Source organism: Methylomonas rivi, assembly GCF_024505165.1.
Lineage (GTDB): Bacteria > Pseudomonadota > Gammaproteobacteria > Methylococcales > Methylomonadaceae > Methylomonas > Methylomonas rivi.
On the sequence record NZ_JANIBK010000110.1, the window covers coordinates 1 to 13,474 of the forward strand.

Annotated in this window: 8 protein-coding genes; all 8 read left to right on the forward strand. The window is 52.2% G+C overall.

What is annotated here, in order from left to right:
• A partial coding sequence (locus NP596_RS15830; protein WP_256616358.1) for a hypothetical protein occupies window positions 1-345 on the forward strand: 345 nt, incomplete at its 5' end.
• Between the two features lie 124 nt (window positions 346-469).
• A complete protein-coding gene (locus NP596_RS15835; RefSeq protein ID WP_256616360.1) occupies window positions 470-10,009 on the forward strand; it encodes a calcium-binding protein in 9,540 nt (3,179 codons plus the stop codon).
• A gap of 562 nt (window positions 10,010-10,571) precedes the next feature.
• Window positions 10,572-10,856 carry a hypothetical protein gene (locus tag NP596_RS15840; protein WP_256616361.1) on the forward strand — a complete coding sequence of 95 codons (285 nt, stop codon included), beginning with the start codon at window positions 10,572-10,574 and terminating at the stop codon, window positions 10,854-10,856.
• Window positions 10,857-10,877: 21 nt separating this feature from the next.
• Window positions 10,878-11,207 (forward strand): hypothetical protein, encoded by a 330-nt coding sequence (locus NP596_RS15845; protein ID WP_256616362.1) that lies wholly within the window; start codon window positions 10,878-10,880, stop codon window positions 11,205-11,207.
• Window positions 11,208-11,516: 309 nt separating this feature from the next.
• Window positions 11,517-11,930 (forward strand): hypothetical protein, encoded by a 414-nt coding sequence (locus NP596_RS15855; protein ID WP_256616363.1) that lies wholly within the window; start codon window positions 11,517-11,519, stop codon window positions 11,928-11,930.
• Window positions 11,931-12,205: 275 nt separating this feature from the next.
• Window positions 12,206-12,622 carry a hypothetical protein gene (locus NP596_RS15860; RefSeq protein ID WP_256616364.1) on the forward strand — a complete coding sequence of 139 codons (417 nt, stop codon included), beginning with the start codon at window positions 12,206-12,208 and terminating at the stop codon, window positions 12,620-12,622.
• A 15-nt stretch (window positions 12,623-12,637) separates the two neighbouring features.
• Entirely contained in the window at window positions 12,638-12,886 is a 249-nt protein-coding gene (locus tag NP596_RS15865) for a hypothetical protein (protein WP_256616365.1), read from the forward strand.
• A 25-nt stretch (window positions 12,887-12,911) separates the two neighbouring features.
• On the forward strand, window positions 12,912-13,436 hold the full coding sequence (locus tag NP596_RS15870) for an REP-associated tyrosine transposase (protein WP_256616366.1): 525 nt from the start codon (window positions 12,912-12,914) through the stop codon (window positions 13,434-13,436).
• Window positions 13,437-13,474: the final 38 nt, after the last annotated feature.

The following is a 13,474-nucleotide window of genomic DNA, read 5'->3' on the forward strand; positions in this document are numbered from 1 at the left end:
GAAATTATTGGAAGAATTCAATTTAAAGCGCTTTGTGAAACATATGCAGTTCAATATATTGACGAGAAAAATGCCATGAATAAAAAAGTTTTTTCTGTACCACGCGGGAAAAATATTTATGCCGAAGGCACTGCTGTGTGCATACAAATTTATCCGGAAGTATATAAAGATGTAGAAACGGGCAAGACTCTGGTGAGCTCGCACACACTTATTGCGACAGGCGGATGGCTAATTCGAACGCTTGGCATTTCTGAAACCAATAGTCCGCTGCTTTTTAATCGAGCGTGTTACCCGCCAAATCAAGATAATTTCAAAAAGAAATTCAATATTATCGTCATTAATTGAGAAGACTATGACTACTATTCATGATAATTATATTAATGCGTTGCTTGCTGATGCGACCTATGCACTTGTTGGTAATCGGGAAAACATAACAGGACAAACTTTATTTAATTTTTTAAACGACCGTATGACCCCAATATTGGCGCAATATATCGCCGACAATTTCACAGTGGTGACTCATATTGACTCCGATGACCTAACCGGAAGCGGTTTTGATGCCACGGTCTGGCGGAGTAATGATGGCAAAGTATACGTTTCCCTGACTGGTACCGAGAATGTCCAGGATTTTTTAACGGATATAGATTTAGCTGTCACCAGTGGTGCGGCTCGCCTGCAAATTGCAGAGTTAGTGAATTGGTGGTTAAAGATCACCACATCAGAAATGGCGCCGCAAATTACAGTTGTACCGGTTATCGATAATTCAATCCCACCGCAAATCATTTATGAATTTGGTAGTGCACCTTCGGTGCAAGGACAAGGCTTGCTAACTGGCGTAACGAATGTGGAAGTCAATGGGCACAGTTTAGGCGGCCATTTGGCAAGCGCCTTTGCACGTTTGTTTGGTACATCCGCAGGTTCGACGGGCGAAGGTAAAGTCGCCATAGATTATGTCACCACATTTAATAGTGCAGGTTTTAACGGCAATAGCAATTTTGTATTTCAGGAAATCGAACGGTTAATCGGTACTGGATTAGGGCGCTTGCCATCTTCATCGGAGCAGGCAAACGGTTTTGCAGAACACGGTATAAATGTCACCACCAATTCGTTTTTTTCCAGCCAAGTTGGACAGCGAGTCGAAATTTTCAACGAAGAAAGCACCGGCATCCCCAATCACTATATGTACAAACTGACGGATGCTTTGGCTTTAGGAGACGTACTTGCTCGGATAGACAATACTTTCGATATTACCAGAATGAATAACTTGTTTGAATCCGGTTCCAATAAGGCGGATGCATCCCTGGAAAGCATTTTGGATGCTTTGGTACATTTGTTTATCGGTAATTCAATCAGCGACACGCCGATAGGCGATGAAGGAGATAGTCTCAATTCGCGGGTAATCTACCACTTCAATCTGGCCGCATTGAAAGATGAGCTTTTTGACGATGCAACCGTATTAAACCCGCAACTCAAACCCAACTACCAAGACCTGCGAATCGTCGATGTCGCCAGCCTTGCCGGTTCTGCCTCACTCGACACAGCCGAAGGCCTCGCCTATCGCTACGCCCTTACTGAACTCAATCCATTTGCTGTGGTGGGTGCCGACTACAACGTACACAACAACGGTGCACTCGACTTTTATAACCCCACTACCGGTCAAGGCAAAATCACCGATCAATGGTTGACAGACCGTGCTCAAATGTTAAGTCACTTATTGCAACGTAACCATGACGATACCAATTTCGCTAGTTCTATCTCCGCCGACCAAATCTTCGAAGACTATGCACTACCCGGTATTTTCGACGACACTCATTTGATTCTCACCGGCCCCGAAACGTTGGCAGAAAACAGCCGCCAAATTATTTTCGGTGACGACAACGCTCAACAGATTACCGGCGGCAATAAAAACGACCACCTCTATGGCGGCGGAAGCGACGACGTCATGACTGGTGGAAAAGGTAACGACTACCTGGAAGGCGGCGCCGGCAGCGACATCTATGCCTTTATCGCCGGCGACGGCATGGACACCATTTTGGACACCGACGGCCTGGGCAAAATCACCCTGGGCGGCATCCAAATCAAAGGCCAGACCGGCATCGACAGCGCCGAATGGCAACAGCTTAGCTCCGCCACTTGGCAAGACCAACAAAACCACATCACCTATCGCCTGCAAACCGAAGTCGGCAATAGCCAAACTCTCTACATCCTCAAAGACAGCGACGTCATTAAAATCCAAAATTGGCGGCCGGGCGCAATCGGCAGTATGGGAATCACCTTGGGCGATGGTGCGGCGCCGGCTGCCGTTGTGCGCATTTACACCGGCGACCAAAGGGCGCCATTGATTGGCGTTGAGGTCGACCTGAATATCGACGCCAGCGACCTTCGCTATAACACCTACAAATGGGGCGCCGTCAGTTGGAACGCGGACGGCACGCTCGGCAGCGGTATCGCCGAAGCCGATTTCAACGACGTCATCACCGGGTCCGCCGATGCGGATAAAATCGACGGATTGGGCGGCAACGACGCCCTGGACGGCGGGGCGGGTGACGATCAAATCGACGGCGGCGCGGGTAACGATTTGATCGCTGGCGGTGCGGGTTCCGACTTCATTCACGGCGGCGCCGGCAACGACCAAATCCTCGGCGCCACCGGTCTCAACACCCCGCAACGCGGCAAAGCGGACGATAATTGGCAAGACAGCTACTCTTTGGCGGCGAACACCCCAGCCTGGATACACGGCAGCACCTGGGGTGTTGCCGCCAATCAAAACGGTGGTAACACCATATACGGCGGCGGCTCTCTAATACAGGATAATGCCGCCGATGTTGTCTACGGCGATGCCGGGGATGACCGGATAATCGGCGGGCGGGGAAACGACTATCTCGACGGTGGTAACGACAACGATACATTGCGGGGCGTCGGCGGCAACGACGTTATCGCCGGCGGCACGGGCGACGATTACCTGGAAGGCGACGGCACCATCGAAGCCGGTTTCTATTCCACCACACCCGCTTCGTCCCACGGTAACGACTTTCTGGACGGTGGCGCCGGCAGCGACCAACTCTATGGCGGCGGCAAAAACGACATTTTGCTGGGCGGCGGCGAAAACGATTTTCTATGGGGCGACGATCTAAACGAAACACAACTGCCCGGGCAATACCACGGCCAGGATTATCTGGACGGCGGCGACGGCGACGATCAGTTAATCGGCGGCGGCGAAGACGACACCCTGATCGGCGGTAGCGGCGTAGACATCCTGTTTGGCGACGACTTTGAAAGCGATCTATCCGCCCAATACCACGGCAACGACAGCCTGGAAGGCGGCATAGGCAATGATTACCTATACGGCAACGGCGGCAACGACACGCTACTGGGCGGTGCCGACGCCGATACGCTGGACGGCGGCGACGGCAACGATACCTTGATCGGCGGTACCGGCGACGACATGTTATATGGCGGTGCCGGTTTCGACACCTACATCGTCAACGCGGGCGACGGTGTCGACACCATTATCGATAGCGATCAGGAAAAAAACAGCAAAATCATCTTCGGCCAAGGTGTCGACTCGGACGATATCACCTTGCGTTTGGGGTCGTTGATGTTGGATTTGGGCGACGGTAACGCGGTGCATATTGAAGGCTTCGACCCAAACGACGTCTTCCACAGTTCGGCGGTCGGCGGCTTTCAATTTGCCGACGGTACGGCGCTCAGTATCGGGCAATTGCTGGCCCGAGGCTTCGATTTGGACGGTACCGAGCAGGACGACACCATCATGGGCACCAACACCACCGACCGCATCAACGGCTACGGCGGAAACGACAACCTGTTTGGACAGGCCGGCAACGACACCCTGGACGGCGGTGCGGGCGCGGACTATTTGGCCGGCGGTGCCGGCGACGATGACTACCTCAACGTCGATGGTGAAGATACCATCAACGACACCGAAGGCCACAGCACCATCCGGCTGACCGTCACCGGCTTGGGCGCGGCGGGTTTGTCGGTCGCCCATTACGGCCCGCAAAACCAATACCTGCGGCTGGACATTGCCTTGGGCAACGGCGAAACCCTCAAACTCGAAGACGCCTTTTACGGCACCGACGCCACGCTGGCATTTGCCGGCGGCAACGCATTGGATTTGGAAACCTTGGTCGGTACCCAACTGAACACTGCCTTGAACCTGCAACTGGGCGATACCGGCGGCATATTGTATGGCGGTGCCGGAGCCGACAGTCTATCCGGCGGTGGCGGTGCCGACAGGCTCAGCGGTGCGCTAGGCGCGGACAAACTCTATGGTCGTGCCGGCAACGATATGTTAAACGGTGGTGATGGCGCCGACATTCTGGATGCCGGCGAAGGCGACGACACGCTGATCGGCGGAGCCGGCCGAGACTTACTGCTGGGCGGCAGCGGCAACGACGAGTACCAACTGGGCGCCGATGCCGGCGGTGATTTGATCACCGACACGCAGGGCCAAAATCTGCTCAAATTCGCTACGGACATCAATGCCAATGATTTGACTGTTCGCACCTCGACTCTGGCCGGTGACGCTGCATTGACATTGAGCGTGGACGGGGCCGAGCTGGCCACCATCACCCAAGGCTACCGTAGTTTCGGCTTCGAATTTGCCGACGGCGCGCGGCTGACGGCGGACGAACTGCTGCTGGATTACCGCCTTGAGGTGGACAACGACTATGGCGGCAGCGGTGCGGATACCCAGTTGGGTAGCAGGGGCGCGGATGGCTTATCCGGTCATTACGGTAACGACACGCTATGGGGTGGGCAAGGCGACGATATTTTAGAGGGCGGTCTGGGTTCGGACGATTACCGTTACCGGCTGGGCGACGGTCAGGACACCATTTTAGAATTCGATTACAGCGAAGCCGGCCAAACCAGCCAGGACCGGGTCAGCTTTAGCGATAATATCGCCTTTGACGATGTGATGTTCTCGCGCCGAGCCAACGGCGACCTGTCCGTGAATGTGGCCGGCCTGAGCGACGCCATCACTGTTAGCGGCTGGTACAACGATCCGGCCAACCGGGTGGAAAGCTTCGTCTTCGCCGACGGCCAAACCGTTACCGCCGACACCCTGTCGACGTTGGCGATAGCCCCGCAAACCGGCGGCGCCGGCGACGACACGCTGCTGGGCACCGAATACCGCGACGTTCTGATTGCCGGGGCTGGTGATGATGTGTTGATCGGTAACGGCGGCGATGACGATTTGCATGGCGAGACCGGTATGGATACTTACCGTTTAGCGCCCGGTAGCGGCGCAGACCGAGTATTTGAACTAAGCGGCGAGAGCTCGGTAATCGAGATTGGTGGGTATGATCTAACTCGCTTGACAGCCGAGCGAATCGGCGACGATTTAATATTGGGCATAACGGCTGCCGCCGACAGCCTGAGGTTGACGAATTACTACGGCATGCCGCATGACTGGCGGGTGACCGCAAACGAGAGCGGTGTCTGGAAAAATTTGGTCGCTGTTCTGGCCGATAACGCCGCAGTCCTTGCCGGGCAAGGCGATCTACAACGCCTGGAAGATAATTTTCTGGCCCAAATCGGCGACGAGGTTGCTCAATGGTATGGCGAACAAGGCATGGTGCGGCAAGCGGACGGCAGTTGGCTAAGCGATCTGCGGCTCGGCGTCAGCCAACAGATTAATACATATTCGCGGGCGGCCGGTTATACCGGCTTTGTACCGAACAACGCCACCCAGTACAGGCTAAGCCAAAACTACGGATTTGCCTTGGGTCGCCTGAACATATCGACATATTCTGCCGAGGAAGCCGCCAATTACGCTGACGAGCCTACCAGCTATCAAACGAAAAACGTGCAAGTCAGCTGGGGCGCGCCACAGGCCGTTTCAGACACGCAACCCTATATGGTCTCGGTTGGGCACTATCTATATACTGCCGAGGAGTTGCAGGCACTGCTATTGGCCTTAAACATCAGTGCCGTACCCAACCCTTATGTCTACGATACAAAGCTGGCCTACACGCGAACCACAACGCAAACCTCATATTTTGCGACAACCGTGTCGATTACCGACGCCGACGGTTCGGGTTATGTCCTTGATGCCGCCGATGCGCAAAATTTCTACAACCTACAAACGCTACCGACCACTTTTGAGGTGGAGACGGCTGTCAAGAATGTTGACATAGGCATCATAAACGGTACCGACGGGGACGACGATATTCGAACTATCGGTTATTTCGGAATAATCCGCGCGGGTGCCGGCAACGATACGCTTCGAGTTAAGAATAACGAATCGGAAGGGGTTTCCTCCAACTTGTCCGCGCTATCGGAATTCTCCGCATTATTCGATGGCGGTGCGGGCAACGATGTGTTGATCGGCGACAGAACCGGGAATCAGTTAATCGGCGGACAAGGAGACGACATTCTGCGCGGCGGAGACGGATCGGACCGCTATTACTTTCTGGCGGGCGATGCCGGCACCGATCTGATTTACGATGTGGATAGGACTCGAGGATATGGTGAGGATCAAACCACTGTGGTTTCGCATACCGACAGTGTGGTGTTCGGCGCAGGTATCGCGCTGTCCGACCTGACCTTTTCCTGGGGTAGCGAAATGCTGCCCGACCATGTGTACGGCAGCTACGACGAATCGCAGATCAGATTATTCCAAACCCTGGATATTAGCTGGTGGCCGGGAGCTGTGGCTAGAATTGTCATGCCTACCCTTTTCCTGAATGAGTATGGCGAACTCGTGGAAAATAACGAGCGCGAAAGCCTCGGGGTCGAACTGTTCGAATTCGCCGACGGCAGCAGCCTGACAATGACACAGCTGTTGGCATTGCCCGGCATGCCGGTTCGGCCCGAGATCGCGCGTTTTGGCGGGCGACAATCGGGTAGTTGGGATGCCGATGAATTGTTGGGCGAATCCGGCCCGGACGATTTGTTTGGGGACTTTGGCGACGACAATTTATTGGGGAGCGAGGGCGACGATTGGTTATTCGGTGGCGCGGGCGACGACTTATTGTCGGGCGGAGCGGGTAGCGACCGCTATTATTTCCATACACTCGACAAGCGCTATTTTTTCAATAGTTCGGATGTCGGAACAGATTTACTGTATGACGAGGGAAATATTGGCGATACCGATACCGTAGTCTTTGGACCAGATATCGCATTGTCTGATTTTAGTATTTCCTGGGGCAGCGAAGCGTTATCTCCGCTCAACAACGGTACTGTCACTTGGTTTGAGACCTTGAATATCGGTTGGCAAACAGATTCTGTTGTTAAGATTGTCTTGCCTCGCCCGGATGCGGATAACGAATTAAACACCGGCATTGAGTTTTTCGAATTCGCCGACGGCAGCCAAATGACGATGGCGCAAATGCTGACCTTGGCCGGCTCTTCCCCGGAACACGCGCCCATACTGAATGCGCCATTGAGCGATCGACAGGCCTATGCCGGCATGGCGTTTTCGTGTGCGTTGCCGACGGATGCCTTCATTGATGCCGATGCTGGCGATGTGATGGACTACAGCTATTCCCCAACGTTGGATTGGTTAACGTTCGATCCGGAAACGCGTACTTTTACCGGCATAGCCGATGCCGATGCGCTGGGCTCAACCGAAATCACCGTCACTGTGACGGACCGCTTCGGCGCATCGATCAGCGATAGCTTTTCCTTGACGGTGAATCCTGTCGTTGCCGGTACTGCCGGCGATGATGTCTTGCAAGGCACGGAGGGCGATGATGGCATGGTCGGCGGTGCGGGTAACGACTTACTGGAAGGTGGTAGCGGCCGGGACACTTACATCATCAACCTGAATGATGGCCGCGATACCATCGTTGATGCCGTGGGAGAAAACAACACCATCAGCTTCGGCTCCGGGATAACGCCAAATGATATTACCCTGCGGTTGGGTTCGCTAACGCTTGATCTGGGCAACGGCAACGAAGTGCATATCGAGGGTTTCAATCCGGACGATGTCTTTAATAGTTCCTCTATCGATACCTTTACCTTTAGCAATGGCAGTGTGCTAAGCCTTGAACAGCTATTGGCGCGCGGCTTTGACTTGGCAGGTACAACGTTGGATGACATTATCATCGGCACTAATACCAACGACCGCATCAATGGATTGGATGGCAACGATACCCTGATAGGTGGCGCCGGCGACGATATTTTTTACGGCGATGGTAATGAAGATACGCCTAACGCCAGCTTAATTGAACAGCTTGTCATCAACGCCAAAGCCTCGTTGCTGAACGATGGTGTTCCCGCTCGCATGGAGGTGTATGTCGATGGGCTGTTGAAAGCGTCCTTCGATGTCGTCAATACGGATGGTTTTGCCGATTATAGTGTCGACCCGGCTTTGTTGGGCTCGGGGCGGCGTATCGATATCGCCTTCGCCAACGATGGGTATCTGGCCGGTAACCCGGTACAGGATCGCAATCTCTATATCGACCATATCAGGGTCAACGATCAAACCATCGCCGCAACGGCAAACGGCGTGCAGTACGATCTTGGCAGCGGAAGCACGGCGTTGGACGGCAAAAATCTGATAGCTGGCCGGGTGGTTATGGCTTGGAATGGAGCACTGCGTTTCAGTCTGGAAGGCAACGACTTGTTGGACGGCGGCACCGGCACCGACATAATGTCAGGTGGTTTAGGAGATGATGTGTACTTGGTCGACAATATCGCCGATACGGTAAACGAAACCGCCGACGGCGGATTCGATACCATCCGCAGCCGGATATCCTATGATCTTAACGTGGCCGCCCATGTCGAAAATCTGAGTTTGACGGGTTCCGATGCCATTAATGCTATCGGAAATAGCCTGAACAACACTTTACTGGGCAACGCGGCGAATAATCGATTGGATGGCGGACTGGGAGCCGATCGCATGGAAGGTGGTCAAGGCAACGATGAATATGTGGTCGACAACAACGGCGATGTGGTCAGCGAAGCGGCGAATGCCGGTGTGGATAGCGTGAAAGCTTCCATCAGTTACAGCTTAACCGCCAATCTGGAGAATCTGATCTTAACGGGGACGGACAACATCAACGGTTCCGGCAATACGCTTGATAATAACTTGACGGGAAATGAAGCCGGCAACCAGCTGTATGGCAAGGACGGCAGCGATATACTATTGGGCAATGACGGCGACGACGCGCTATATGGCGGCACCGGCGACGACGTACTTTACGGCGGCCGCTTGGACGAAACCTCGTCATCGGCGCCGCTGAATCAACTCGTCATTTCCGCCAAGGCCTCGTTGCTGAACGACGGCGTTGCCGCGCAAATGGATGTGTATGTCGACGGAATACTCAAAACCTCTTTTGCTGTAAGCAACACAACAGACTTCGCCGACTATAGCGTCGATCCGGCATTGTTAGGTTTAGATGCTTACAAGGTTGATGTAGTCTTCGGCAACGACGGTTACATTGCTGGAAATCCGATACAGGATCGCAATCTTTATGTCGACAGTATTCGAGTAAACGGCCGAGGCATAGCCTCGAATTCAATCGGCGTGCAGTACGATATCGGTAAAGGCAGCGCGGCATTGGATGGCCAAAACCTGATTGCCGGCCGGGTGGATATGGCGTGGAATGGCGCCTTACGCTTCGGCCTGGACGGCAACGATCTATTGGACGGCGGCACCGGAGCGGACACATTAATCGGCGGCCAAGGCAGCGACACCTATGTATTGGGCCGCGGTTACGGTACCGATACCGTGATCGAGAACGATGCCGTGGCGGGTAATGTCGATGTTGGCCAATTTTTGTCGGATATTTCGGCCGATCAAATCTGGTTCCAACACATCGGCAACGATCTTGAAGCCAGCATTATCGGCACCGACGATAGGTGGATTGTCCGGGATTGGTACTCCGGCTCGGCCTACCATGTCGAACAATTCAAAACGGCCGACGGTCTGACCCTACTGGACAGCCAAGTGGAAAACCTGGTCAACGCCATGGCGGCCTTTGCGCCGCCGGACTACCAAACCCAGTTGGCGCCGGTGTTGGCCGCTAATTGGCAATAGCGCCGTCACTATCGCGAGTGAGCCGAGAGGTTAATCACGCGGCCTGTTAGCCGCGCTGTTTTCGCCTTCCTGCTTGTCGATTCTGCATTTACTCTCCAGTGGCCTGCCTGTTGGTGCTGACCGGCTTGCGCAACTATGTATTCGCCGATTGTACGTTCGGACAATCGCAACGAGTAAGGCTATTAGAGACAATACGCTAACTTTCATCGTTAGCATACATTGCTTAGCAAATGCACAAGCACCGCGTGAAAAACACATAACCCGACACCGAAAAACCGAATCCTATAAAGGGATGGGCTATTAGCAATCTATTGAATAAATTTGAATACACCGAAGGGATGCCGCACCCGCAGCGGGTGTGGCAGGCGCGAACTACAAGAGTGTGTATCTAAACCTGTAAGGACATTCTTGCAAAGGGATTTGTTACATTGCCGCCCGCCGCGCGTCCGGACGAAGATTATCGGCGCACCAAGCCGGCGGGAAGCGAATAGAGGAAACCATGCGGTTCAGCAGTTGGCAGCGACTTGTTATCTTGGCTGAGTAGATATAGACGGAGATTGATATGAACTTGCATGATTCGAACAAACTAGAACTACAGCGCGATGCCTGCGGGTTATGGTGCCATACGGCCTTGGCGCAACTTTTGACCAGGTTCGCCGCTACTATCACATGCATCTACGACCGCCACAACTTAACCGTCAACACGCAAAACCATACCGTCAACAGCGACGCCTACACCGCCCTGGCCGATAAACTGACCATCCTGGAATATTTCAACGGCTACACAATTAATGCCGTGCTGCTCGGAGCGGCATCATGTGACAACACTTGGAATATGGCGATATGAGAAGGCCAACAAAATGCATTAATGCAAGACCTGACCCCTATACCGTGCTTCTGGCAGCGCTGGCACAACCGGAAAGACCGGCTGAATGCCTTGAGGCGCCTGAAGGCCAAACCGTATCACCTAAAACAGGCGAGCGGTTCGGTAGGGGCATGGCGAAATGCCTATAGCCCGATGCTGCAAACCGTGCTGAACAATGCCAGCGCTCAGGCGCTGGGGACTGTGGGTGCCATCAGATTTTGCGACGTTATAAGAAGTTGCCGGGTTCAACCGCCGGATGCGGAAAACCGCATGTCCGGTGGTGTGGGAGAGGTGACGGGCGTAATCCCGTCACCCCGACCCGATCGGCCCTGAATAACTTGACCGATGCGCCTCTTTTTATTGGCGGTTCACAATGGAGTTAATAGCAATATTATTATTTTCCGCGATTTATCTTCTGATTACAATCACGGTAATTACTATAACTACCGCTTGGGCAAGTCGAAAACAGCGCAGACCTTGGCTATGGGGTAATCGAAGACTAAGAAGATTTTAATCGGCATATTGACTGCATCCATTGGAATCCGGTCAAACATGGCTACGTAAAGAAGGTGGTGGATTGGCCGTATTCCAGTTTTCACCAGTATTTAAAACAAGGCATTTATTCAAATGATTGGGGAGGTAATGAGCAATATGAAATTCAAGGTATCGAGTGCCGCGAACGATGCGCCTCCTTGCGTCGGCAGCATCCTATCGGCGCATCTTATGGGCTTATCAGTGCACCTTATCGGGTTGCAACGCAGTTACGACAGTTTAAAAGAGTCGGTTTACAGCAGTTTGGTGATGCAGACCCGGTTGAAGCCTTATCTGGACGCCGTCGGCTTACAGGTCGACACGCTGCTGGGCAGCACGGGCGACGACGCCCTGGCAAGCGATCCGAACGCGGCAGCGGCGTTACACGGTAACGCTTACCCTGATACAGACAGGCAAGATGTTTCATCGAAATCTGTAAGGACATCCTTACAAAGAGTTTTGTTACATTGCCGCCCGCTACATATCCGGGTGCGGTTCTGCGGCGAAGGCGGGAACTGGGCGTAGGAGACCGAGCCGACATTCTCTTGGCTGCGCCTTATTATGTTAGCCGGACAGAAACTGACGGAGATTAATATGAATTTAAATAAAGAGAAAGACACAGGAAATTCGTCGCAATAACCAAATGGCATTGCGCCTTAAGGCCTTGGGGGACATCGCAAACAGGCCCGATATAGTGTGTGATGAACAAAAGGAAGCGCGAAAAATGCGATTATGGCGCTTTGTTTTGTTCAGCACATCTTAATTATTTTGATTTTTAGTTATTTAATAAGGAGTATGGCATGGCATTCACAACAGAATATGCAACAAAAGATGATATTGAAAAATATCATTTGGATGAATTGCAGAAAAAATACCATTTAGCTAACCCCGGTCTTGACTGGACATATGACAAAGAAAAAAATGTATTTTTGATGTTGAGTATGAATGGCCGTGGTGTTGAAAGCAATATCAAGATTTTTCTATTTTCCTGGAAGGGAGAAATTTATAGCTATTCATTCTCTATTACTTGGGAGAAAGAAACAAACACACTGTCTTGGACAATGCACCGGGTTGGTGGTGAACCGAAATTTGAATCAGACGAGGTAAAACAGAAATATGAAGACATCTACGCTGACTTGAAAGAAGCCTTGCAGTCTTATGGATCGGCTGGGTCCGCAAACAGAAAGTCTTATATCCACCAATTTTCTAATTTCTAAATCAAGGAGGATACAATGGCTATTTCTGTTACCGATGCATTAACTCAGTTGAGTTCAAGTAACTTAACCAAAGCTGATCTTACCCAATTAGCAGAAAATCTTTCCATTTCTGCGGAAGGTAAAGTGACCGTCCTATATGGCCAATCGGTCAATGTTGGCGGTACCTCAATCACGAATCCTGGTGTAACTCTCAGCACTTCAAAGCTATCAGAAGTGCTAGCCCGCGTAGGGCGCAATAACCAACGGGCATTGCGCCGTATTTAATGAACTTGGTATTGATATTAAAAAAATGGATTACCGGCGAATTTGGCATCCTGGCGGAACCTATTTTTTTACGATCAATTTTTTGCAAAGAAAAAATAACGACATGTTGGTACAGCATATTCAATTTTTACGAGATTCGATCAAAGCGGTAAAGGCGAATCATCCTTTTAAAACTCATGGCTGGGTGGTGTTGCCAGAACATATGCATTGTTTGATCGAACTGCCGGCAAACGATACCGACTATGCGACGCGAATACGATTAATAAAAATGGGCTTTTCCAAGGCAATACCGAAAACTGAGCGAAGGTCGGCCATTAGGATTAAACATGGAGAACGCGGCATCTGGCAACGGCGCTACTGGGAACATTTGATACGGGATGAGGCGGATTTTCAAGCACATCTGGATTATATCCACTATAACCCGGTGAAACATGGCTGGGTTAAGCAAGTAAAAGACTGGCCGTACTCGACCTTTTATCGATGGGTCGAACGCGGTGTTTATCCTTTAAATTGGGCAGGAAATGATGAGGATTTATATGAGTTTGAGTAGTTTGAAAATACGGCGCAATGCCCGCTGGTTATTGCGCC

Excerpts from the sequence above, each read along its gene's own strand:
- NP596_RS15845 (WP_256616362.1), top strand. The coding sequence starts at position 10,878 with ATGCAAGACCTGACCCCTATACCGTGCTTCTGGCAGCGCTGGCACAAC.
- NP596_RS15835 (WP_256616360.1), top strand. The coding sequence starts at position 470 with ATGACCCCAATATTGGCGCAATATATCGCCGACAATTTCACAGTGGTG.
- NP596_RS15865 (WP_256616365.1), top strand. The coding sequence starts at position 12,638 with ATGGCTATTTCTGTTACCGATGCATTAACTCAGTTGAGTTCAAGTAAC.
- NP596_RS15860 (WP_256616364.1), top strand. The coding sequence starts at position 12,206 with ATGGCATTCACAACAGAATATGCAACAAAAGATGATATTGAAAAATAT.
- NP596_RS15840 (WP_256616361.1), top strand. The coding sequence starts at position 10,572 with ATGAACTTGCATGATTCGAACAAACTAGAACTACAGCGCGATGCCTGC.
- NP596_RS15870 (WP_256616366.1), top strand. The coding sequence starts at position 12,912 with ATGGATTACCGGCGAATTTGGCATCCTGGCGGAACCTATTTTTTTACG.
- NP596_RS15855 (WP_256616363.1), top strand. The coding sequence starts at position 11,517 with ATGAGCAATATGAAATTCAAGGTATCGAGTGCCGCGAACGATGCGCCT.